At 63.1% G+C, this 24,107-nt stretch carries 12 protein-coding genes; 5 read left to right on the plus strand and 7 right to left on the minus strand.

The genetic code is table 11. The features are described from left to right. The first annotated feature begins 64 nt into the window (after window positions 1-64). Together Pan216_RS00395 and rrtA are read left to right on the plus strand one after the other, a co-directional pair. Window positions 65-2,305: a VIT domain-containing protein gene (locus tag Pan216_RS00395; RefSeq protein WP_145253309.1), complete on the plus strand. Its 2,241-nt coding sequence runs from the start codon at window positions 65-67 to the stop codon at window positions 2,303-2,305. A 281-nt stretch (window positions 2,306-2,586) separates the two neighbouring features. Beyond that, window positions 2,587-3,282 (plus strand): rhombosortase, encoded by a 696-nt coding sequence (rrtA, locus tag Pan216_RS00400; protein ID WP_419193097.1) that lies wholly within the window; start codon window positions 2,587-2,589, stop codon window positions 3,280-3,282. Between the two features lie 140 nt (window positions 3,283-3,422). On the opposite strand, the gene Pan216_RS00405 is transcribed toward rrtA, so the two are convergent. Beyond that, window positions 3,423-5,051: a serine/threonine-protein kinase gene (locus tag Pan216_RS00405; RefSeq protein ID WP_419193098.1), complete on the minus strand. Its 1,629-nt coding sequence runs from the start codon at window positions 5,049-5,051 to the stop codon at window positions 3,423-3,425. Window positions 5,052-5,053: 2 nt separating this feature from the next. Continuing rightward, entirely contained in the window at window positions 5,054-5,668 is a 615-nt protein-coding gene (locus tag Pan216_RS00410) for a sigma-70 family RNA polymerase sigma factor (protein ID WP_145253315.1), read from the minus strand. Between the two features lie 453 nt (window positions 5,669-6,121). Here Pan216_RS00410 and Pan216_RS00415 point away from each other — a divergent pair, with 453 nt between their 5' ends. Together Pan216_RS00415 and Pan216_RS00420 are read left to right on the plus strand one after the other, a co-directional pair. After that, complete coding sequence (locus Pan216_RS00415) at window positions 6,122-7,291, plus strand: ROK family transcriptional regulator (RefSeq protein ID WP_145253317.1); 1,170 nt, start codon at window positions 6,122-6,124, stop codon at window positions 7,289-7,291. 699 nt (window positions 7,292-7,990) lie between these two features. Then, window positions 7,991-9,820: a COG1361 family protein gene (locus Pan216_RS00420; protein WP_145253319.1), complete on the plus strand. Its 1,830-nt coding sequence runs from the start codon at window positions 7,991-7,993 to the stop codon at window positions 9,818-9,820. 99 nt (window positions 9,821-9,919) lie between these two features. On the opposite strand, the gene Pan216_RS00425 is transcribed toward Pan216_RS00420, so the two are convergent. Further along, complete coding sequence (locus Pan216_RS00425; protein WP_145253321.1) at window positions 9,920-12,364, minus strand: coiled-coil domain-containing protein; 2,445 nt, start codon at window positions 12,362-12,364, stop codon at window positions 9,920-9,922. A 203-nt stretch (window positions 12,365-12,567) separates the two neighbouring features. Beyond that, on the minus strand, window positions 12,568-15,009 hold the full coding sequence (locus tag Pan216_RS00430; protein WP_145253323.1) for a serine/threonine-protein kinase: 2,442 nt from the start codon (window positions 15,007-15,009) through the stop codon (window positions 12,568-12,570). Between the two features lie 473 nt (window positions 15,010-15,482). Between Pan216_RS00430 and Pan216_RS00435 the strand changes: the two genes are divergently transcribed. Continuing rightward, window positions 15,483-19,877, plus strand: a complete 4,395-nt coding sequence (locus tag Pan216_RS00435; RefSeq protein WP_419193099.1) for a Calx-beta domain-containing protein — start codon at window positions 15,483-15,485, stop codon at window positions 19,875-19,877. 214 nt (window positions 19,878-20,091) lie between these two features. On the opposite strand, the gene tnpC is transcribed toward Pan216_RS00435, so the two are convergent. The 3 genes from tnpC to Pan216_RS00450 form a co-directional block, all read right to left on the minus strand. Further along, window positions 20,092-20,832, minus strand: coding sequence for an IS66 family transposase (gene tnpC / locus Pan216_RS00440; RefSeq protein ID WP_145253326.1), 741 nt, complete (start codon window positions 20,830-20,832; stop codon window positions 20,092-20,094). A 244-nt stretch (window positions 20,833-21,076) separates the two neighbouring features. Continuing rightward, on the minus strand, window positions 21,077-21,235 hold the full coding sequence (locus Pan216_RS27920) for a hypothetical protein (RefSeq protein WP_419193100.1): 159 nt from the start codon (window positions 21,233-21,235) through the stop codon (window positions 21,077-21,079). A 129-nt stretch (window positions 21,236-21,364) separates the two neighbouring features. Beyond that, window positions 21,365-24,103, minus strand: coding sequence for a molybdopterin-dependent oxidoreductase (locus Pan216_RS00450; RefSeq protein ID WP_145253328.1), 2,739 nt, complete (start codon window positions 24,101-24,103; stop codon window positions 21,365-21,367). Window positions 24,104-24,107: the final 4 nt, after the last annotated feature.

Below are 24,107 nucleotides of genomic sequence, written 5' to 3' on the forward strand. Positions count from 1 at the left end.
TTGGTTCGTGGAGAGGGAAGAGTGGTCTCCTCCCTCATGAAACGACTCCGTAGGGGGATGGATCATGTTCAGCGGTCATTGCGGCCGAGCGGTGATGCTCGCCGTCCTATTGTCGGGAACAGCGACAACGGCACGAGCCGAATACACCGAGTTTCGCGGCAAGCCGATCTCTCAAGGTCGGATGGTCGTCGCCGAGGCGGATGCGGAGCGGATCGGGCTGACCCAGGACCCGGCGACGCCCTCGCAACAGCGTTCGAGCGACTTCGTCCTCAAAGGGACCAAGGTCGATGCGGAGATCTCTTCCGTCCTGGCCCGCGTTCGGGTCGAACAGACCTTTCAGAACCCGTTCTCGGACCGGATCGAAGCGGTCTACGTCTTCCCGCTTCCCGAGAACGCCGCCGTTGACGGCTACTTCTTCAAAGTGGGCGAGAAGGTAATTCGCGGGGTTGTCAAGGAGCGCCAACAGGCCCGCAAGGAGTACGAGCAAGCCAAGAGCGAAGGTCGCAAGGCTTCGCTGCTGGAACAAGAGCGAGCCAACATCTTCACCCAGTCGCTCGCGAACATCCCACCCGGAGCCGAGGTCACGGTTCACATCGAGTACGTCCACCCGGTCGACATCGACGGGAGCTCCTACGTCTTCCGGTTCCCGATGGTCGTCGGACCGCGCTACATCCCTGGGCAGCCGCTTGGACGACCCAGCGTCGGGCGCGGTTGGGCCCCCGACACCGACGAGGTTCCCGATGCCTCGCGCGTCACGCCGGCGCCTCTTCCTCCCGGAAAGCGGAGCGGCAACGACGTTGCCATTCAACTGACGATCGAGGGAGCGATGCCGATCCGGGACATCGTTCCCGTCACGCATGAGGTCGATGTCAAGAAGGTCACGCCGACGCGATCGGTCGTCCGTCTCAAGGAGAAGAAGGTCCTCGCGGACAAGGACTTCGTCATCGAGTACCGACTCGCCGGGGACCAAGTCGTGGTCGCGTCGCTCGCCCATCGTTCCCAGGAGAAGGGAACCTTCGCGGTGGTGATCCAGCCCCAGCATGGCGTCAACGCCGAGGACGCGACGCCGCGCGAGTACCTCCTGTTGCTTGATCGCAGCGGATCGATGTCGGGGCGAGCGATCAGTCAGCTTCGCATCCTCGCCCAGCACTTGCTCGACGGTCTCAACCCACAGGACACGTTCCGCGTGGCGACCTTCAACAACGGCGTTCGCTCGCATCGGCGGCAGCCGATCCTCGCCACCCCCGAGAACATCGCGGATGCCAAGGCGTTCATCCGAGGCATTCGGGCCAACGGCGGGACCGAGATCAACGGCGCCCTGCATGAGATCGTCGCACCGCGCGAGGGGGAGGTTGGGCGACCCCGCTACCTCGTCCTGGTGACCGATGCCCTGGTCGGCAACGATGACTCGATCCTGGCGACGCTCAAGACTCCGCGTTTCGCCGACGTCCGCGTCTTTCCGGTCGCGATGGGCTCGGCCCCGAACGACTACCTCATTCGTCGTGCGGCGGAACTGGGACGTGGCTTCTCGCTGCGGACGACGAACGAGGACAACCCCGCAGAGATTGCCCAGCGGTTCTCGCGAAAGATCGCCAAACCGGTGATGACCGACCTCGAGATCGAATGGGGTGGTTTGGCGGTGGAGGAAGTCTTGCCGAGTCCCCTGCCCGATCTCTACGCCGATCGACCCCTTGTGGTCATGGGACGCTATGCCAAGCCGGGCAAGGCGGAGATCAGCATCAAGGGGAACCTGATGGGCGAGATGGCGGCGACGAGCTTGTCGCTGGAGCTGCCCGAGCAGGAAGCGGCCAACGATGCCCTCGAGCCCCTTTGGGCTAGACAGCGGATTCGGCAGATCTGGAATCGCCAGCTCGGTCACGAATCGGCGGACGCCAAGAAAACGATCACTCGCCTCGGGATCGAGTACCAGCTTGTCACGAAGTACACCTCCTTCATCGCGGTGGAGCGAGATGACGAGCCGGTTCTCGCGGGTCAACCGCGGCAGTATCTCGTCGCGCCGATGCTGCCGGAGGGCATGACGGCGCTGGCCTCCGGGGCCTTCGCGACGGCGGCGAACGCGAACGGTCCCGCTCGCAAGGCTTCCCCACGAGCCCCCGCGGCCGGGGCGGGTTCGGCGTCCCACGTGGCGACGTCGCAACCCGCTCCGGTCTTCAGCAACTCCTCGTCGAGTGGATCGACTTCCCGCGGCGGTGGCCCGATCGACATCGTCTGCTTGGGCGCCGCCGGTGCTTTGGCCTTCGGATGTTCGCGGCTGCGTCGTCGGGAAGAGGATGAGGAAGGTTAGAGTTCTGAGCGGTCAATTCATTGTCCAAGAGAGTCTCTTGGGTGCTCCATGCCCACGCTGGCCGTGGGCATGCGGGAACCGCCACTAGTTCAGCACACACCCGCGCGAGCGGGGAGCCAGTCTTCGTGAAACGAACTTGCCGATCAGGACATTCGTGCACTGGCCCATCTAGATGTTTGAGTGCCACTGGCTGCTTGTCAGCCAGTGAGAACGAGTTGTATCACCGGCAACCCGAGGGGTGGTCGATGGCGGACGATGACAGAGAACGGGGAGTTGGGGTGATGAGTGCCGAGTATCCTTCGCGAGCAACGGAATGGCAGGGGAGCGGGGGAGCAAGTGGAATCGCCTTCCATTTGGCTCCTTGGACGACTCTCCTCGCGGTCGCGACGCTTGTCGTCCACTTCCAGCCCATCGTCACGGAGTCCGTTGGGGCGCCGGCCCTCTTGGAGTACGAACGAGCGGCGGTTGTTTCGGGGCAGTGGTGGCGACTGGCGACGGGGCACCTCTTGCACTGGAGCTTCGGCCATCTGCTGCTCGACCTCTCGGCCGTCGTGATCATCGGTGGCGTTTTGGAGCGGATGGTTCGCGAACGATACCCGACGTTGCTCCTCGGGATCGCGGGTACGATCGGCGTTTCTCTCTGCGTGTTCCAGCCAGACGTCCTGGTCTATCGCGGACTCTCGGGAGTCGCGAGCGGGTTGTTCGCGGCACTGTTGGTGATGGGGCTACGAAGGCTCAAGCGGTTCGACGAGTGGGGGGCGATGCTGATGATCGTCGCGCTCTTCTTCCTCACGAAGATCGGTTACGAAGGGCTGACGGGCGAGCTCTTCCTCGCCACCGGCACCGTGGGAGACATCGGCGATCCGGTCACGTTGGCTCACGTCAGCGGCGCGTTGGCGGGCGCGGTCTTCGCTTCCGTGATCGCGTTGCCCATCGGCGAATCCCCCCAGCGAATAGATCAACGGGCTGTTAGCTGATTGGTAAGTTCATTCCCCAAGAGACGCTTGGGTGGCATGCCCACGCTGGCCGTGGGCATGCGGGAAGCGCCTGTGAATGGGCGATCTTCCGCACAAGTTGAGGGCGAAGATTTAAGGTGACAAACGTGCCAATCAGGACACTAATCCTCCGCCGCGCGCAGTTGATCGAGGTGGCTACCGAGGAGCCGAACCCGTCTCACTTGGTAGACGAGGACAAAGCCCATCATTAAGAGGCCGACGATGAAGAGAAAATGGTACTCCGAACGATCGAGCCCGATTGGCCGGAGCCAAGCGACCACCAAGTAGGAGGCGATCGTTAGTCCCGTCGTCCACCAGACGACCGAACGTCGAAACCAGAGCCCCGAACCGACGATCATGAGGGGATACGCCACGAGGAGCGGACCGGCGTCGCCTCCCAAATTGAGCAAGACGCACGTCACCAGAAGTGCGTCGAGTCCGGCCGCGACGTAGGGGGCGGCTCGGGAGAGTCCCCAACGGAAGTGAACGCGGAGGACCAGCGAGCGGCCGAGGAGGAGCAGGATCAACGCGACGAAGACGATGAGTTGCCCCGTCAGGGAGAAGGGTTCGCCGCTGAGCCAATGTCGCCACTGGACAAGGGCCGTGAAGATGACCACGCCGATGCGGACGGTGAGTCCGGGCTCCTGACGCATCCAGCGAACGAGTCGTTCGAACCTCCCCGCCGGTTGGGCGTTGACGCTCTCCTCGGCTTGGAAACGCCGGAGATCCTCCGCGAGTTCCGCCGCCGAGCGATAACGTTCGCCGGGATCCTTGGCGAGGCATTTGAGGCAGATCCATTCGAGCGCGCGCGGCAGATCGCGACGATAGTGTCGGGGGCTGACGGGATCACTTTCGACGACGTCGACGAGCAAGTCGAGCGCGTTGTCGGCCTGAAAAGGCGTCCGCCCGGTGAGCATCTCATAGAGCATCACGCCGAGGCTGTAGACGTCGCTGGAGGGGGTGACGTTGCGGGAGCGTCCGGCGGCTTGCTCGGGAGCCATGTACGCCGGGGTCCCCGCGATCGCGCCACTGCGGGTCCGTGAGGTGTCCTCGGTGAAGACCTTCGCCAGACCGAAGTCCGTGAGCTTGGGAAAGTCGGCGGTGTCGAAGAGGACATTCGAGGGCTTGAGGTCCCGATGGATGACGCCTTGTTGATGCAAGTAGTCGACCGACACCGCGATGCGGGTGGTCAGACGAGCGGCCTCCATCGGTTCGAGGCGTCCGCGGCGCAAACGCTCGGCGAGGCTTTCCCCCTCGACGTACTCCATCGCGAAGTAGTGCTGACCGTTCTCCTGGCCGACATCGAAGATCGGGACGATCGACGGGTGACTCAGTCGGGCCGCGGCGCGGGCTTCCGCATGAAAGCGTTCGATCTGGTCGGGAGTCGAGAGCTGACCGAAGAGGAGCATCTTGACCGCGACGACACGCTGGAGTTCCAGATGACGCGCCTTGAAGACGACTCCCATGCCGCCTCGACCGATCTCCTCGAGAAGTTCGTACTTGCCGAATCCGAGGGGGGAGTCGGGTTGCGAACCATGGGGTGAGTGGGGTTTGCCGAGGCAATCGTCCGGGGGAGTCGTTTCCTGCAGCGATGGATAGCTGTCACCTAGACGGTCGAGACCGTCGAGGCAGTCGGCGAGTCTCGCGATTTCCGGATGTTGACGGCGCAGCGCGACGGCGTCCTGGTCCCGCTGTTCGTGGATCGCCTCAAGGTAGGCCTCGAGCTTTTCGGCAAGTCGGTCGTCGTCCATCGTCATGACTCGGGCATCAAGCTTTCGAGCTGCCTCAGGGCTCGCATCCACAGCATTTGCACCGCGGGCCTGGTTCTTCCCATGCGCTCGGCGATCTCGGCAAAGGAGAGTCGCTGCAGATTCCGGAGGCGAATGACCTCTCGATGGGGCTCGGAGAGGCCCGTCAAGGCGAGGGCGAGCTGTTCCTCGTCCTCTTGCCGCATCATCCATCGGCTTGGCGTATCGCCGGGGTCGTTCGGTTCCAGGCCGCGATCGGTCGATTCATCGGTGTCGGCGGTCAGGGAGCGTTCGCGACTGACGCGCCGCTTCTCGGTGGTGCCATAGGCACGCGCGACGTCGGTCGCGTTTCGCGTGAGGATCGTGCGCAGCCAGGCCCGGAGTTGCTCGTCACCAACGCCCCGAAACTCCTCGAAGTCGCGGCAGGCATCGAGCATCGTCTGCTGGACGAGGTCGGAGGCATCGACCTTGGCCTTGAACCACGACCGGGCCTCCTCTTGAGCGATTCCCCGCAGGTAGTGTCGGCACGAGTGAAAGAGACGCTCCTTCGCCGCGTCATCTCCTCGTTGGGCACGCGCGAGTATCTCGTCCATCGACTCAGGTGTTTCGGGCTGGGTCATCGCTCAACGTTCAAGACTAGTGCCGCGTCAAACGCTAGATTTCGGGTAGTGAACCCACGATCACTTCTCACTGGCTGACCAGCAGCCAGTACCACCCGATCTTTTGGAGCTGACAATACGCTAGGTGGCCATCTTGGTTGAGCGTACTGCATCGTCCCCGGCCCGACCACGGTGAAGTCGGTTTCCCGGTGGCCGAACGAACTGGTAGACGCGACTCGGAGACGCAACGGGCGACCGCCAGGCGAGCGGTCGATCGACAAATCGGATCGGATTGGGAGTGGAGGCGTGCGGAGAATGTTGCTTTAGATAGTTATAGAGAAGAGTGCGATTCATCTCTCGCTAATCGCCAGTAGTCCGGATCTCCATCCGCATGCTACGATTCGTCGTGAGCCATCCCGAAAGGGTGATGGTTTCGAGTTGATTCAGTGACTGTATCGGGGACATCTTGCCCTCATGCCACGCGCTATCGCCAAGGCTCGACCTTCCCTCCTGCGTCAGATGAACGAGCAACGAGTGCTCGAGGCCGTGGCGCAGCACGGTCCGGTCTCCCGCGCCGAAGTCACTCGCTTCACGGGGATCAGCGCTCCCACCGTTTCGAAAACGGTCGCCGCTCTCATTGAGGCGAACTTGCTCGAGGAGGGCGAATTCCAACGTTCGGGGATGGGGCGTCCCGGGAAGACGCTTCGGATGGCGACCAAGGGCGTTCGCGTCCTGGCCCTTGAGGTCGGCATTCGCGACTGCTTTCTCTCGTCGGCGGGACTCGATGGACGCTTCCACTCGAACGAGCCCCAAGTGCTCAAGACTCCTAAACGCTACGAGAAGCTGACGGAGATGATCGCCGAGGCGGTGACAACCGCGACGAAGGCAAGCAGCATTCCAGTCCTCGGTCTGGGAATCAGTATTCCGGGGCTGCTTGACGAGCGAGAACAGCGGACACTCACGTCTCCGAACCTTCACCAAACCGATGGCCGCCAACTCGGCAAGGACGTCGAGGCGCTCACCGGGCTGACAACGATCCTGGTTCAAGAATCGCATGCCCTCTGCCTGGCCGAACAGATGGAGGGACAGGCTCGCGATCTGCATGACTACGCGGTCATCGACATCGCCGACGGCTTGGGGCTCGGGGCGATCGTCAACGGGCATCCCCTTTGGGGACATCGTGGCATCGCGGGGGAACTTGGGCACGTCACCGTCAACACATCATCCGACGCCGTGAAGTGCGGCTGCGGGAACATCGGCTGCCTGGAAACGGAAGCCACCGACGCCGCCCTCGCTCGACGGGTCTCCCAGAAGCTCGGGCGCGAGTTGTCGATTGAGGAGACCATTGACGCGATCCAATCCGGGGAGGTCAAGGCGAAGCGAGAAATCGACCGCTTGATCGACTACCTGGGGATCGGGCTCGCGGCGGTGATCAACCTGCTCAACCCCCAAGCGATCTTCCTGCACGGACGTCTGTTCGACGCGGCCGACGGCATGTTCGATCGACTGATCGAAGTGACCCGCAAGCGAGCGCTAGCCCCTTCGCGTCAGGACTGCGACGTCTTTCAGGCGCGTGGGACGAAGATCCACGGGGCACTCAGCGCGATCATTCGCCACGTCACCTCACGTCGAGACGTTTCTTAGTGCGTCGACTCCGCTGGTCGCTTCACGAGATCTCATTCATTGATCGTGCGATATCGTCGAATCCAAGGTGTTTCCCGTATGCCCACGGCGAGCGCTCCCGAAAGGCGTTCCCGTGCCGAATGGGCCATGAACTCGCCATGAAAGCTGCCGGGTGTTCCCAGACTATCCATCTTTGATCTCTACCGCGTCGATGAGCCATTGTGAGAAATGGAGGAATCGAGTATCGCACCCAGCGCGCTTGGGGGAGAAGGATGGTGAAACGTGGGTCGGTTCCTTCCGAAGATCGACGTCCGGACCTTGGTTCGGAACGCACGCGAACGGCTGCCACGCCGTCGGTGGAGCCTCATGGAATCGCTTCCCGTGGGAACACTGCCGCTTCGTTGGCGACGTCGCCTTGCCTTGCTTCCCCGCCGATCGTGGCGTGGCATGCAGTCCCTGCGGCAGCGGTTGAGCTATCCCCTAGTCCTCGCGCTGGTCGGGCTCGTTGTCGCTTGGGGAGCTTGGCTAGTCTTTCGGTCTTCGCCAAAGCCCCCATCGCTTGCTGTTTCACCTGAGGCTCCTCGAGGCGACGATCGCGACGTCGAGGAACCCGACACGACCCCCGTGGCGACTCTACCGACGCTCTCTGAACCACTGCCCCCATCCTCGGCGGCGACGGGCCAAGAACGCGATGCGTTCTCGGTTCTCAAGTCCCAGACAATGCCCCCTCTGATCAGCTGTTCGCCGAAGAGACTCAAGCACGAACCGATCCCTCCTCGGCAGATCGACTTCGAGATCGACCTGCTTCGGGACGCGCCGGCGCCGCCCGCTCCCGGCCGACTCGAACTTCTCCCCGCCCCATCGCGACACGTGGTGGGCCGGCCCCTGTTAGTCATCGCTAAGCTGACCGATCTCGATGGCGCCCCGCTGTCAAAGGCTTCGGTCTCTTGGGAACTCGACGGGAACGCGATCTTCCTCGCCACGAGTGGGGGGGACGGGACGGCGACATCGGGAAAGATCCTCACGCCGACCACGGCGACTTCCACGAGCATGTCCGTTGCCCGGGAGATCTCTGACGGGAATGGGCGAAAGGTCTCGCTCGGGCCGGGGGACGCATGGTGCCTGCTAGTGACGCATCGATCGGGAAGAACGTCGGTCCGCGCGGTCGTCGAGGGGGACGTGCCGCCCTGCGAACACCGAATTGACTGGGTCGACGCGAGGATAGGGCCGATGCCGCCGAGCGCCGAGCGCCGAGCTGGCCGCGTGGTGGTCAATGCGTCGGTCCGCCGTGCCGACGGGAGGCCCTTGGCGGGATACGATGTTCGTCTGCTCGGACTTCGGGGATTGGGCGGGATGGTGTCCCGCAGCAACTCCATGGGCGAGGTCGCGTGGGTGCTTCCGACGAGGGATTTTGCCGGGCGGCTGACGGCGGAGCTCTTGCTGCCCGATGGCCGCGAAGGCGACCTCGTCGTCGACCGAGTCCCCTTCGAGGCCGCTGTCGCACCTGCGAAAGTCAATCTGCTGAGCCGACGGGAGGGATCGGGCGACACGCCGGGTGCGTTCGAGGTGGTGGTCGAAGCCTCCGTCGACGATCCGCGGTCGCTTGCCGAGGGGACAGTCGTCGCGTTGCTCGGGGAAGGACTGACGGCGAGAACGCGGCGCGGTGCCGAAATCGCTCTGGGGCAACTCGTCGACGAGAACCCGCTGCGGCGGACGTTGCATCTCGAGGCGGCCGCCGACTTGACGTCCGTTCTGCCGGTGCGGCTCGCGGTGCGCGACCAGGCAAACGAGTTGGCGACACGCGACCTGTCGCTACCAAATGGTCGCCCAAAGATTAGCGTCGTCCGGCGTGGTCCGACCCGATGGCGCATCGGTCAGCCTCAGAAGTACCGGCTCGTGATTCGAAATGAAGGCGACCAAGCCGCGCGCGAGGTCGAACTCTCCGAGCAGCTTCCCGGGGGAGTGTCGGCGGACGTCGATGGCCGGCAGGTCGAGAATGGAATCAACTGGTCGCTCGATACGCTCGCCGCCGGTGAGGAGCGACATCTTGACGTCATCGCGATCGCCCACGCCGCGATGGTGGGGCATCCGGTGGTCACGAGGATCGCCGCGAAGGGCATTCCCGCTCGGACGTCTACCAGCGAATTCGAGGTGCCGAGTTGGCCCGCGTTGCGCGTGGAGGTCGATGACCTCGAGGACCCCGTGCGCGTTCAAGGAGAGATTCGCTACTGGGTGAAGATCGAGAACCGAGGCGATGGCGTCGCGCGCGATGTCGCGGTCGAGGCTCATCTTTCCAAGGGGCTCCGTTTGCTTCGGGTGCGGGGATCGTTGGCGCTGGCGATGGAGTCCGCGTCGACGGCGGCGGTCACGATTCCCAGGCTCGATCCGGGGGAGATCCGCAGTTGCCAACTGGTCGTCGCGGCCCCCGAAGTGGGTGAACACCGGCTATCGGTTCGCGTCAATCATGACTCACATCACGAGGCCGAACTGCTCGAACAAGAGAGCACGATCGTCTCGCCACTTCTTCACACCAACCAATCTGGATCCTAGTGCTGGTCAAGCACTAGATGTCGGGTCGGGAATCCACGATCACTTCTCACTGGCTGACCAGCAGCCAGTGCCACCCGAACTTTTGGATCTGACAAAGCACTAGCGACGAAGGGGAAGTTCGGGAATCGTGAGCAAGGGGGCCCCGGAGTCATCGTAGAAACGGGCGGTGGCCGCTTCGGACGAGACATCGAGCAGCACCCGTCGCTTGCCCTGCACGTCGTAGAGGTTCAGCAGCGACGTCGCGGAGTCGGAAACGCCCAGCATCACTCGCGGGGTCTTGTTTCCCGACCAGAACCCTAGGGCCGGTCCTGTCTCGTTGGCGCTGAGCACCGCGCGGCGGTTCCCCTTCGCGTCCCACAGATTCAGCGCCGGTCCATCCTCGGAGACGCCGAAGCCGGCGCGGAGTCGTCGTTGAGCGTCGAAGACGCGAACGCCGTCGTCGGTTTGGTGAGCGAGGAGCATCACGCGCGGGGAGCGAGTCTTGTCGCTGAGGACGAGTGCCGAACCCGCATCGTCGGCGAGCAGCGAGATCGCTTCGCCCTCGACTGCCTTGGCGAGGTTGAGGCGAGTCTCCGCCTCGTTGACGAGAAAGGAAACGGCCTTGATGTTCTCCCGGTTCTCCATCGACAGCGTGGAGTCTTCCGGAGAGACCCGCAGGCCGATGCTTCCCCCTTGGTCTCGGAGCGCGAGGGTCGCTCCCTCGGGGGAGACGACCAGCCCGATGCGATCGCCACCCTGGGGATCGCCCAAAGTGAGAGAGGAGCCGGTTGGTTCGCCGGCCCACTCGCCACGTTTGATGCCGTCGGCATCCTGCAGGACAAACTTCCGCGCCGAGACGACCGGTTGGGGCCATAGCGACGAGGCGAGGCTACCGCCCGCGACCATCAACGCGAGAAAGGCGAATGCCCACGCGGCGAAGGCGGAGGTCGACGAGCCGCGCTCCGCTGGTGCTTGTTCGGCTTTGGCGATGCGTTCCTCGAATTCGTCCAGACGGGTCAGGGCCGTCGCCACCGACTCTCTGGGGGCGAAGCGGCTCGGGTCGATCTGTTCGCGGCTCTCGAGTTCGGAGAGGCGGGCGCTGAGCTGCTCAAGCTTGCGGACATGACTGCTTTGCGTCTCCTGAACCGGTTCGAGTTGGACGATGCGTTGCGAAAGGTCATCGAGGAGTCCGGGCAACGTCGCGAGGTACTGATTGGGAAGTGCCTCGAGTCGTTGCTTGACGCCATTGCCGAGGGCGGAAACGTGTTGCTGAAGTTGGTCGAGCTGGGAGGCGCGTCCCGCGGCGTTCGACTCGAGTTCGACGGTCTTCTCCGCGATCGCTTGCAGCCGGGTCGCCAGTTCGGGCAACGCGACGTTTTTGAAGTTCTCGGTCGAGGCGTATTGGTGAGCCTGGAACTCGGCGAGCGCTTTTTCAAGGGACTCGAGCCGCGAGTGGGACGCGTTGCCATGACCTTCGACGTGCTCCAGTTTGGCGGCGAGTCCCTCGGCGAAGACGCGCAGCTCGTCGGTCTGCTCACCGGAAGCGTTCCGTTCGACCTGGGCAAGTCGCTCGCCGACTTCGTGCAGCCCGCTTTGAAGAACTTCGACCTGCTGGAGAAGCTCGGCGTGTTGCTCTCGCTCCCCGTGTGACTCGACGATGACCCGCTGGATTTGCTCGACCTTCGACGTCAGTTCGTCGACGGCGGGGCGCAGTCCTTCGTCCGGTTCCTTGGTGGCACTCTCTTCACAGCGGGCTAAACGTTCGCCGAACTGGTCGAAACCCTGCTTGAGCTCGTGAAGTTGGTGCGTGATGTCGTCGTGCTGTTGGCGTTGATCGTTCTCTTCCGAGGTGACGTGTTGGAGCTGTTCGACCTTCGCGGCGAGCTGTTCGACAGTCCCGCGGAGATCGCCGGCATCCTCGGGGGAGGCGTGCTCTTCGCAGCGTTGGAGACGTTCGCCGAACTGGTCGAGTCCATGGCGAAGACCCTCGACGTGCTCGAGGACGTTGGCTTGCTGTTGGTGTTGTTCGTGTATCTCCGAAGTGAGTTGCCGCAAGTGTTCGAGCTTGGAGCCGAGTTCCGCGACGGTGCCGCGCAGTTCGTTAGTGGACTCGTCGGAGGAACTCTGTTCACAGCGAGTGAGTCGCTCGGCGATCTCCTGGAGGCCACGCTGTAGCGCTTCGGAGCGCTCAAAGGAACCGTCGTGTTGTTGCCGCTGCTCATTGGCTTCGGCGGCCAGCGTTTCGACGTGCTCGGCCAGGGCGCCGATCTCGACTTCGGCGAGTTGGGTGCCGATCTCCTCGGTCTGCGTGGCGAGCGATTCGACCAGGGAGGCGAGTTCGCCGATCCGCTCTTGCCGCCGGCTATCGCTATCGGCGACGCGACGGAGTTCCGCTTCGATCTGTTCCAAGCGGTGGCCTTGATCGGCCAGCGATTCGTCGGCGGTGTTTGAGGCGGACGACGAGAGTGCCGCGAGGCGGCGTTCCAGGTCGGCGAGGGTATCCTGGCTCCATTGGCCCTCGAGGCGAGCTAGGCGGTGTTCAAGTTCGACTAGACGGCTTTCCAACGCGATGGTCCTTCTCGATTCGCACACTTTTGACGCGGCACGGCGCCACTGCTGGGCGGCAAGCGCGCACCATAGCGGGTCTTCGAGAAACGGACGAGGTCGATTCGAGGAGTTCTCGGAAGTGGTTGGGCGAGGTATGGAGCCTTGGTGAATGAGCGTGACTCGGCAACTTGGTTGGAGGGGATGGTTTCCAACCAAGTCACCTAGTGGATGCGTCCCGCGACCCGGTTGAGCGTGCGCCGGATGATGCCAAGTCCGCTGACCGCCAGGACGAGGATGACCAGCGTGGCGACGAAGGTGATGTGCAGCCAGTGTTCTCCCGGATGAAGCGCCTTGCTCTCGGAGATGGCGAGGACCAGCGCGTACTGACGCGAAGGGTGCCAGTCCTCGATCCGCTCCTTCATGGAGTAGACGATGTTCTGGTGATGGGGGACATCGGGCATCCGCAGGCTCGAGAAAGTCGTCATGCTCTTGTCTTGAAAGAGCTGTTCCAGGTCGGGGAAGATGTCGGTGATGTTGGTGGGCGTATCGTCGAGGATCGTGCCCGGAGGGACGTAGGAGACGTAATAGCCCAGAATCTCCCCCTGCTCGTTGGTGAGGTAGAAATTCGAGTTGAACCGGAACCGGTCCGCCTCGGATCCCAGCAAGGAAGGAAAGGAAGGACTGAACGACGAGTGGAGAATCACCACGCCGATCGGATCCTCGCTCGCCCGAAAGCGGATTGACGCGACGAGGTGGACGAACGGATCGGTGTCGTTGACGTAGCGTTTGCCGCGCAACTCCGCCTCGCCGGGGCTCGCGAAGACTTGCCCGGGCGGTAGCTTGATCGCGGCGTTGGTCAACTCGGCCAATTGGGACTCGTCGAGTTCACTGCTGGCGCCGACGCGCACGGGATCGACGCTGTCGGAGGAACGCTCCATGTGAAAGACCGCGTGGGGCTTCGGTTTGACGAGGACGAGGGTGACTTGCATGCTCCCTCGCTGGTGTTCGAGGAAGGTGCTGATCCTCGCGGTCAGTTCGTCTTCCTCGGCGCGCTCGATGACCTTGTTGTCGTTTTGTAGAGCCTTGAGATAGGTCTTGAGTTCCGGGACTTCGGCGAGAAAGCGCGTTTGGTTGGCGAGCATCGCCGCGTCGGCGTGCAACGAGAGCGAGAGATTGGTGAGGCTGTCGGAGAACTCGTTGAGGCTCGTCTTCTCGATGCCGATGCTCACTGCCCAGCCGTAGCCGATGAACATCGTGGCGATGAGGATCGCGACGACCAAGAGCGCGGTGCCGATGCGAAAGGAGTTTTGGTTGCGGACGACCCATCGGGCCAGTCGCTGACTCCACGGTTCCTGAAACGCTTTGGTCGGTTCGCCGGCGAGCCACGACCGGACGTCGTCGGCAAGTTCGGTCGCGTGCTGGTAGCGGGCGTCGCGGTCGTTCGCCATCGCGCGAACGCAGACTGCCGACAGCGAGCGCGAACAGTTCGGATTGATCGTGCGCGGCGGACGCACGGGAGTGGTGGCGATCCGTTCCAGCGCCTTGTCGGGATCCTCTCCCCGTTGTCGCTGATGCGGAGCCTTCCCCGTGAGCACGCTGTAGAGAATCGAACCGAGGCCGTAGACGTCGGTCCGCTGATCGACTTGATCGGTGTGCCCCGCCGCTTGTTCCGGGGACATGAAGGCGGGAGTGCCGACGATATCGCCGGCGCGCGTCCGCGTCTCCCAGCCGATCTGATTGACTTGGCTCATCGAACTCGCCATCGAGGTGACCGAGGCGATCGACGCTTCGTCGTAGAGGCTGGTCGACTTGGCGACGCCCCAATCGACGAGAAAGACTTCGCCGAACCGTCCCACGACGACATTGGGCGGCTTGAGGTCGCGATGAATGATTCCTTGCGAGTGGGCGTAGCCGACCGCGTCGCAGACGCTCAAAAAGACGGTCAACAATCGGCTCAGGACCGGGTAGGGAAGCTTCCCGTCCTCCGCCGAATCGTGGGCCTGGGCGATCAACTTGCTCAGCGGTTCTCCATTGATGAACCGCATCGAGTAGAAGGGATCTTCGCCGGGAGCGTCCCCGCCGACGACGTAGACCGCGGGAATGTTGGGATGTTGGAGTCGGCCCGTGAGTCGGCCCTCACGCAGGAAGCGGCGTCGGGTCGTGTCGGAGTGATCGACGTCCTCCCGGATTCGCTTCACCGCGACATCGCGATTGAGCATCATGTCGTGCCCGAGCCACACCTCGCCGATTCCGCCCTGGGCGTGCACGCGGGTGAGCATGTAGCGGGCGGTCGTCTCCGAAGCGAGCTGGTTGCCCAGCATGCAGCGACCCGAGCGAAGATAGTGGCGAACCGACGGATCCCGCACCTGCTCGAAGGCGGAGGAGAGCGTCGAATCGAGCACTTGGCGAAAGACCTCGTCGGCATCCCCACCACTACTGCGAAGCAACGCTTTGAGCGACTGGTCGAACGCGAGCTTCTGTTCGGGAAGGAGCACCCCCTGCTTGATAAGGATCTGAAAGAGCGCCAACTCCTCCCCGGGGCGGCTCCGAGACGCGTTGAGGGCGCGGCGCAACTGGGCTTCGGTGACCACTCCGCCAAGCAGCGCGGTGGCGACCTGATAGCGTTCGATGTCCTTCACAGGCAAGGGGCTCGGCGAAGCCATCTATCGTTGTTCCGTGATCGAAGGGTTGGCGTGTCTCGCGCTGTTCGGCTCGACGAAGAGGGGGCCTGGCTGAATTCGTTAAGAGACCGTCAAGAAAACGCTGCCCGATGAACGTTCCCGTCTAACCTTTGCATACGCATTTTGTCGGAAGACGTCCCCTACCCGGGGCTCTCGGACGGCGTTTCCTCAGGGACGTTCTTCCCTGACACGATTTTTTGCCACTTTCCCGTTTCCGTGACGGGCGACCGAGCGGTTCTCTCATTTCAACATTGGGCATGCATCACTTGGCGACGATCGCGCAGACTTCTCGCCGGTGATACGTCGAGTCCTACGTACGGTGAGCGGCGTCCCGTTCCGCGATCGCACCGTCGAGGTTTGTTCACATCACCTGCGGTCATCTTCAGGAGACCTTCGCCATGGCCAATGGCTTTCGTCGCTCATGTCGCTCGCTCGTTGCTTCGCGTCCGTCTCGAATGTTCGAGTCCCTTGAGGATCGCTTCGTCCTTTCCGCGGACATGCCCCTGGCCGCGATCGGAGAGGATGTCGGCGTCGCCAACGTCTCCATTCTCGCCTCGGACACAGCGGCGATCGAGCTTGACTTCAACGTTCGCGACGACTGGGGCAGCGGCTTCGTCGCCGATCTCTCGCTCACGAACAACGGAACGACCACCATTGAGGGCTGGCAACTCGTCTTCGACTTTCCCCACGACATCGGGAACATTTGGAGCGCGGAGATCGCCTCTCGCGTGGGCGACCAGTTCACGATCGAGGCCGCCTCGTGGAATCAGGCCATCGCTCCGGGGCAGACCGTCGGGTTCGGGTTTCAGGGCTCTCCCGGAAACGTCTCGAGTGAACCGGCCAACGTGCTCCTCAACGGCGCGCCCATCGGTGGCGATCCCTTGCCCGCGCTGAGTGTGGCGGATGTCGCTCTCGCCGAGGGAACGGGCGCTAGCTCCGAAGCGGTCATCACCGTCCAGTTGTCCGAAGCGGCCGCCGAGACTGTGTCGGTGAGCCTCTCCACCGTCGACGGGACCGCGGTCGCCGGATCGGACTACCAGGCGACGAGCGCGTTGGTGCAGTTCGCGGCGGGACAGACCGAGGCGACCGTCGCGATTCCGTTGGTCGCGGACGGGAACTACGAGATCGAGGAGACCTTCCTCGTTCGCCTGTCGAACCCCGTCGGCGCGGTGCTTGGTGACGGCGAGGCGACGGTCACGATTCAGAACGACGACGCGGCGCCCGACAACGTCACGGTCTCCGTGGCCGACGTCTCGGCGGTGGAAGGCGACGTTGCCACCGCGATCGCTCCCGGCTTCTTCCACACCGAGGGCAATCAGATCGTCGACTCGGCGGGTAACAACGTTCGCATCGCGGGCGTGAACTGGTTCGGGCTCGAGACCAACACCTTCGCGCCGCACGGTCTTTGGACGTCGCGAAGCTACCAGTCGATGATGGATCAGATGCGGGACCTTGGCTTCAACACGATCCGTCTCCCCTTCTCGAACCAGCTCTTCGATGCCGGGAGCACGCCCAACGGCATCAACTTCTTCGCGAACCCCGATCTCGAAGGCCTCAGCGGCCTGGAGATCATGGACAAGATCGTCGACTACGCCGACGAGATCGGGCTACGGATCATTCTCGACAATCATCGTTCCAGCGTCGGGGGCGGCCCCGAGGGCAATGGGCTCTGGTACACGTCGAGCTACTCCGAACAGCGCTGGATCGACGACTGGACCATGCTCGCGGAGCGCTACGCGGGGAACCCGACGGTTATCGGGGCTGACATTCGCAACGAGCCGCATGCCGGCGCCACGTGGGGCGACGGGAATCCGGCCACCGACTGGCGTTTGGCCGCCGAGAAAGCCGGCAACGCCATCCTGGGGGCCAACTCCGACTGGCTCATCTTCGTCGAAGGCATTCAGAACACTGACGAAGGCAGCTACTGGTGGGGCGGCAATCTCTCCGAAGCCGGCGAGGCTCCGGTCGAGCTCGATGTCCCCGGCCGGCTCGTGTATTCACCGCACGCCTATCCCGCCTCGGTCTTCAATCAAGACTGGTTCAGCGATCCGGATTTCCCCAACAACCTGCCCGAGATTTGGGACGATCACTGGGGCTATCTCTTCCGCCAGGACATCGCTCCCATCATGCTCGGCGAGTTCGGCAGCCGTCTCGAGAACCCGCTCGACGAGCCCTGGATCGACACGATGATCCAGTACATCTCCGGCGACCTCGATGGCGACGGATCTCATGACTTGGCCAACGGTGATCTCGGCATCAGTTGGACCTTCTGGTCGTGGAACCCCAACTCCAGTGATACCGGGGGCATCCTCAACGACGACTGGACGACCGTTCGCACCGACATCCTCGAGAAGCTCCAACCCGTCCAGTTCGAGTTTCCCGATGGCGGTGGCGACTCGGCTCCGGCCAGCCAGATGAACTTCACGATCTCCCTCTCCGAGGCTCACGCGGTTCCCGTCACCGTCGACTTCACGACCGCGAATGGAACGGCAATCGCCGGGTCCGACTACAACGCGACCAGTGGTTCGCTGACGTTCCAGCCGGGGGAGACCGAGAAGACCGTGTCGGTCGCGATCCTAGGCGATGAGCTCGCCGAGGAAGACGAGAACCTGTTCTTGCGGTTGACCGGGGCGACCAATGCCCAGATCGTCGATGCCGAGGCGACCGGCACCATCGTCGATGACGACGGTTCGGTCTCTCCGCCGCCGCCCCCGGTCGTCCCCGATCTCTCGATCGGCGATGTCACGACCGGCGAGGGTGATGCCGGAAGCTCCGCCGCCACCTTCACCGTGGCCCTTTCCGAGGCGACGACCGAGACGGTCACGCTCAACTACATGACCGCCAACGGTTCCGCCACGGCGGGCAGTGACTACGCGGGGGCCAGCGGGACGTTGACCTTCGCTCCGGGCGAGACCGTCAAGACGATCGCGATCGACGTCCTCGGTGATGTGATCGACGAGAGCGACGAGACCTTCCTCGTCAATCTCAGTGACGTCAGCGGGGCGAACCTCGTCGACGGGCAAGCGGTCGGGACGATCCTCGACGACGATGAGCCCGTCTCGCCGCCGCCTCCCCCGGTCGTTCCCGATGTTTCGATCGACGATGTCACGATCACCGAGGGAGACTCGGGCAACGTCAGCGCCACCTTTACCGTGACGCTCTCGGAAGCCACCGCCGAGTCGGTGACCGTCGACTACATGACCGGCGATGATACGGCACTCGCGGGGAGTGACTACAGCGGCGCCGATGGCACGTTGACCTTCGCTCCCGGCGAGACGACACAGACGATCTCGATCGATGTCTTGGGCGACCTCGTCGATGAGAACATCGAGTCGTTCCAAGTCAATCTGAGCGATGCCGCCGGGGCCACCATCGTCGATGGTCAGGGCATCGGGACGATCCTCGACGACGACGTGACCGGCGAGCCGATCGAGGGGTCCATTCCGCCCCCGGTGCCGACCGGCGACTACATCGACCTGATGACCTGGGGGATGTTCCACTCGAGCGATCACACCGGGCACGATCAGCTCATGGGGGGGCGAACCCCGATCACGACCGAGGCCCTCTTCGCGTACAACGCGCTGCGTGGCTTCTTCGGCATGGAGGCGGTCGGGCTTGAGGAAGTTGGGCAGTGGGCATTCGCCAACCAGCTCACCAACAACACCGAGCCCTATAACAACGACATTCTCGGGGTCGGTCTTTGGTATTCGATGCAGGGGGCGAAGATCGGCTGGATTCGCGACGACGCGTTCGATCCGCAGATCTCCGCCGACGTTCAGCGCACCGCCCGTCTCGGCGACCCGGCCGACGTGATGGCGATGGTCCGCCAGTACGGCCACGTCGGTTTCGCCGACTACCTCGAGACCTACGGCGTCGTCGATGTCTTCATCAGCACCCTCAAGATGGAGCCCCACTACGCCGGCTGGATGCACGGCCGGGCTCATGGCCGACTTTCGATCGAAGGGGTGGCGACCGCCCACGACGTCAACCACCTGACGGTGCTCAGTCACGACCAGACCCAACCCTTCATGAACGACACCTTCGACTACCCGCAGTGGCCGGCCCTCGAGGTCTCGCATCCGACCGTCATCGAGTACTTCCAGAGCATGGTCGAATTGGGTGATCCTCTTGGGCAGAACCTCGACGGTTCGGTGACGCCGATGGAACCCACGCTGAGTGTCGCGGACGTCGAGGTGACCGAAGGGGATGACGGGACGACTGCCACCGTCACCGTCCAACTCGACCGCGCCGCGGAGGAGACGGTCACCGTTGACTTCGCCACCGCCGATGGCACCGCGATCGCGGGAGAGGACTACGAAGCGACAAGTGGAACGCTCACCTTCGCCCCTGGGGAGCGGACCAAGACGATCGCCATTGCCGTTGTCGGGGACGATCTGTTCGAAAGCGACGAAGCGTTCGACATCGTCCTGTCCCAAGCGGTGGGAGCCGATCTCGGGGACGCGAGCGGCCTGGTGACGATCCTCGACGACGACGCGTCGGTCGCTCCCGTGACGGTCGACTTCAATGTCGCGAGTGACTGGGGAAGTGGCTTTGTCGGCAACATCGCGATCAGCAACGGGTTGACGACGCCGGTCGACGATTGGGTGCTCGAGTTCGACTTCGCGGGCGACTTCGTCAACATCTGGAACGCCGAGATTGTCAGCCACGTCGGCGACCACTACGTCATTCGCAACGCCGGCTACAACGGCACCATCGGCGCCGGGCAGACGGTCACGTTCGGCTTCCAAGCGACACCGGGCAACGTCACCGCCGGGCCGACGAATTTCGTGATCAACGGAGCGCCGGTCGCGTCGCTCAGTGTCGCCCTGATCGACGATGTGATGGCATAGGAACGGTGTTCCGACGAATGCTCTCTCTCCCGGCGAGAGGGTCGCTCGCAAGAGCGAGTCGGGAGAGAGGCATTCCGTTTCGCGCGGTTCTTCTCGAATCAGGTTGACGTCCATTTGCTCGAGTTTCGCGAAGCCGATTCGCTGAGTGCTCTCATCGTGTGAGGAGGGGCGCCTGCGCGTTTCTCAGCTCCCTTCTCTCTTGTCCGGTAACCGTTCACGGTTTGGTGATGAGGGACGGGCTTGGTTGCGATCGGAAATGAGCGTCGACGGCGTCGGTGAGGTAGGTGAAGAGGTCGCGGGATTGTTGTCGGCAGGTCTCGATAACGGTCAGTGTGGTTTCGACGAAGCGACTGCCGGCGGCGCTCTGAGTGCCGAACGAGAGCTTCCTCCAGATCACGGCGTGACGTAGCGAACGTTCGCTGAGGTTATTGGTCGGGTCGACGCCATCTTGGTCGAGAAAGGTCCAGAGCCATTGGCGATGGTCGTAGAGTTCACGACACATGCCGATCAGTTTCGGGTTTCCGCTAAAGAGACCGCGCAGCAGCAAGTGCTCGATCTCGCGACGAACGGGAGTCAGACGACGTTTGAGTGTTCGGCGTGTGATGGTTCCGTCTCGGCAGCGTGCCCATTCGCGAAAGAGTCTTTTCGTCGGTCGCATCAGATCATGCCCCAGGCGTTTGACTTGGTGGTCGCTGCTGTCGATCAAGGCTTGGAAGTCACGCTTGAGATGAGCCCAACACCACTGCAGGCGGCCAAGCTGCCAGTACATCTTGGCTCGGTCACACATCACGACGCCCGAGAAGGTCTCGCCAAGCAGTTCGGTTAGCACGGTAGCCGCCCGCGAGCCACGCATCGTGAAGAGGGTGAAGGTGCTGGCCACGATGGTCCACAACCAAGCCTTCTGACCCGCTTGTTTGGTCGGCGTTTCGTCGGCCCCAAGGACAAGCGAGTCGATGACGACGGTACTCCGTGATCATCGGCTTGATCTCGTGGAGTTCCCACACTTGATGCCGCAACGGATCGGCGTCCTCTCCCGTCAACGGCGTGTCGCAACGCCGGCAGGTCTTCGGCAGCAGCGTCACGACTTCCTGGCATTCCTCAGTGGGAACCAAAGAACGTTCGTGTTTCTTATGACCTGGTTGGCCACCACGCTTCCGCTTCGATCACGGCGCCTTGCGCGGTGTCTTGGCATGAGGATGCTAACTGCCGGGAGGCAGCGACGAGTTCCGCGGGTTCTTGGGAGGGCCAAGTGCCTCTTCCAATTCCGCGATTCGCAGCAGCAACGACTCGACGAAGGCACGCACCTCCGGCGTCATCTGGGCCGCGAGTTCAGGAGGTATCTTCGACTTCCCTGTCATGAACGAATTCTCTCACGACTTCCCTTTCGTGAAAAGACCAACTCACAGGGTGTGAACGGTTACAGTTCGGCAATATCCGACGACAAAAGCGATCAGAACGCGGAAACGGACATGTAGCCGCGTCACGCTTCAGGAAGTCGATTCGGCGCCTTCGGCATCGTCGCCGTAAAGAGCCTCGTAGACTCGATCCGCGCTGAAGGGGAGGCTCGTCAACCTGATCCCGATGGCATCCTTGATGGCATTGCCAATCGCAGCGCTGACCGGCACGATCGACGATTCGCCCATCGGCTTCGCGCCCAGCGGCCCCACCTTGTCATAGGTGTTCGCGTAGAAGATCTCGGTGCGTGGAACATCCGCGAAGGCCGGGATCCGGTAGTTCCGCAGCGTCGCGTTCTGGACGTCGCCCTCGTCGTCGATCACCACCCGCTCGAAGAGGGTGCTCCCAACCCCTTGGGCGATACCGCCTTCGATCTGGCCGGAGAGCTGCATCGGATTCAAAATGGTGCCGGCGTCGACGGCCTGAACGCTCTGCAGCATTCGGATCGCGCAGGTCTCCTTGTTGATCGCGATCCGAAAGCCCTGAACGACGAACCCCAACGTCGTCGGCGTCGAATAGGCCCTGCGTTTCACGTCGAACTTGAGGTCGGCCTGCGGCGTTCGCCGATAGAGTTCCGACAGGCTGATCGATTGGTCCGCGAAGACCGCGTTGCCGTCGAAGAGCTTCCCTTCCTCGACGGGACGATCAAGCAACTTCGCCGCGGCGGTCAGCAAACGCCCTTTCAGGCCATTGGCCGCGAGCTCGACCGACTTGCTGCAAACGCTCGACCCCGCACTGGCAAACGTGCCGTCATCGAAGGGGGTCCTGTCGGTATCGCCGACGACCGTCTCGACCCGCGCGGCGCGAACGCCGAGGATCTGTGCGGCGATCTGGCGCAGCGTGTTCATGGTGCCATTGCCGAATTCCGCGACGCCGTTGGACAAATGGAATGTGCCGTCCGCGGCGAGAGAGAGATTCGCTTGGGATCGGTGCTCCTTCGGAGGGGCCCCTTCTTGAACGTGAATCGCCACCCCCTTGCCTTCGAGCCACTCATCACCCTGGGGCTTGGGCTCCCCTCGGCCGCTTTGAAGGGCCTGTTCGACGAAGTCGACACATTGATCCAGACCGTAGCTACCGATGTCGAACTCGTCGCCGCCCGGGAAGATACCACGAACCGCGCTGTCCTCACGGATCATGTTGATCCGCCGCATCGTGAAAGGATCGAGGCCGAGCTTCTCGGCCAGCTCGTCGATCGCGCACTCGATCGCGAATGCCGTTTGGGTTCTCCCGAAGCCGCGGAACGCTCCCGCCGGGATCGCGTTGGTGTGAACCGCGAAGCCCGTCCCCTTCTTGTTCGGACACCAGTAGCTGAGGATGGGAGAGACGAGGGCTGCGGAGAGCACCTCCCCAGCGTGGTTGCGATACGCTCCCGTATTCGATACCGCGCGAAGTTCGACCGCCGTCAGCGTCCCGTCCTTCCGCGCTCCGAGCTTGACCCGCATTTGGTAGGGGTGTCGACCCGGTCCAGCAATGAACTCCTCGCTTCGCGTCCACTCCCACTTCGTGGGCCGGCCGGTTTTCAGGACTCCCAGGACGCAAAGATCCTCGGTAAGCATCTCCTGTTTGGCCCCGAAGCCACCTCCTACCCGTTCCGAAAAGACATGCAGCGATCGCGGGTCGACCGAGAAGACGTAGGCGAGCTTCTCCTGGATAAGGTGGGGCGTTTGCGTGTCGGTCCGAACGTGGAGGCGCCCATCGTCGGATCTCCAAGCAACACTCCCATGCGTCTCGAGATGAACGTGCTGAATTCGATCGGTGGAATAGTCACCCTCGTAGATCTCGTCCGCCTCGGCGAATCCCTGGGCGACATCGCCAACCTCGCTCTCGATCTGCTTGAAGATGTTCCGCTCGGGATCATCGATTCGGGCTTCGCTCCCCTCGGGAAAGAGCCGCGGTGCCCCCGGCTTCATCGCTTCCACGGGATCGAAGACCGCCGGCAAGACCTCGTAGTCGATCTCGATCAGCCGACAGGCCTCCTCCGCGATCGCCTCGGTGTCGGCATAGACCGCGACCACGCGCTGCCCCTTGAACCTGACCACGTTGTCCAAGAGGAAGGTGTCATCGGGGTCGCAGTGGTAGTCGTCATGCGCCGCCGTGGTGTAGGCCTTTCGCGGGACGTCCTCCCAAGTCAGGATCAACCGTACGCCCGGTAGAGCGTTGGCCGCATCCTGACGAATCGCGAGCACTCTGGCATGGGCATGTGGCGAACGGACCACCTTGACATGGAGGAGGTCGTCGATGACGCAGTCCATCGTGTAGCGTTCGCGTCCCTGGACGAGTCCCTCGGCGAACGACGTCCCGATATTCGCGCCACACGTGCGGCCGGCGACATCGTCGTCCACCACGACATGCCCCCGAACCGCGTCCTCAATGGCGCGGTAGCCGGTGCAGCGGCATAGGTTTCCCTTGAGCCGGAAGGGGAGATCCTTCTTCTCCTCCTCGTTCAGACTCGCGCACGTCATGATCATTCCCGACGTGCAAAAACCACACTGAAACGCCTGTGCCTTCTGAAATGACGCCTGCATCGGATGCAACTGGCCATCGGCCCCGAGCCCTTCGAGCGTCGTGACCTCCCGGCTCTGGGCGCGAAAGGCCGGCATCAGGCAGCTATGAACGGGACGACCATCGACCCAGACCGTACACGCGCCGCAGTCGCCGGCGTCGCATCCTTTCCGTACCGCGAGCCATCCCAGGTCGCGTAGGTAGGTGCGAAGGCACTGTCCGGGCTGGGGCTCCCGATCGAACGACTGGCCATTGACCTGTAGTTTCATGAGC

The sequence above is a fragment of the Kolteria novifilia genome (assembly GCA_007748055.1).
Lineage (GTDB): Bacteria > Planctomycetota > Planctomycetia > Kolteriales > Kolteriaceae > Kolteria > Kolteria novifilia.

What these genes read in the sequence shown, in the direction of transcription:
- Pan216_RS00395 (WP_145253309.1), top strand. Translation starts at nt 65, where the DNA reads ATGTTCAGCGGTCATTGCGGCCGAGCGGTGATGCTCGCCGTCCTATTG.
- rrtA (WP_419193097.1), top strand. Translation starts at nt 2,587, where the DNA reads ATGAGTGCCGAGTATCCTTCGCGAGCAACGGAATGGCAGGGGAGCGGG.
- Pan216_RS00405 (WP_419193098.1), bottom strand. Translation starts at nt 5,051, where the DNA reads ATGGACGACGACCGACTTGCCGAAAAGCTCGAGGCCTACCTTGAGGCG.
- Pan216_RS00410 (WP_145253315.1), bottom strand. Translation starts at nt 5,668, where the DNA reads ATGACCCAGCCCGAAACACCTGAGTCGATGGACGAGATACTCGCGCGT.
- Pan216_RS00415 (WP_145253317.1), top strand. Translation starts at nt 6,122, where the DNA reads ATGCCACGCGCTATCGCCAAGGCTCGACCTTCCCTCCTGCGTCAGATG.
- Pan216_RS00420 (WP_145253319.1), top strand. Translation starts at nt 7,991, where the DNA reads ATGCCCCCTCTGATCAGCTGTTCGCCGAAGAGACTCAAGCACGAACCG.
- Pan216_RS00430 (WP_145253323.1), bottom strand. Translation starts at nt 15,009, where the DNA reads ATGGCTTCGCCGAGCCCCTTGCCTGTGAAGGACATCGAACGCTATCAG.
- Pan216_RS00435 (WP_419193099.1), top strand. Translation starts at nt 15,483, where the DNA reads ATGTTCGAGTCCCTTGAGGATCGCTTCGTCCTTTCCGCGGACATGCCC.
- Pan216_RS27920 (WP_419193100.1), bottom strand. Translation starts at nt 21,235, where the DNA reads ATGACAGGGAAGTCGAAGATACCTCCTGAACTCGCGGCCCAGATGACG.
- Pan216_RS00450 (WP_145253328.1), bottom strand. Translation starts at nt 24,103, where the DNA reads ATGAAACTACAGGTCAATGGCCAGTCGTTCGATCGGGAGCCCCAGCCC.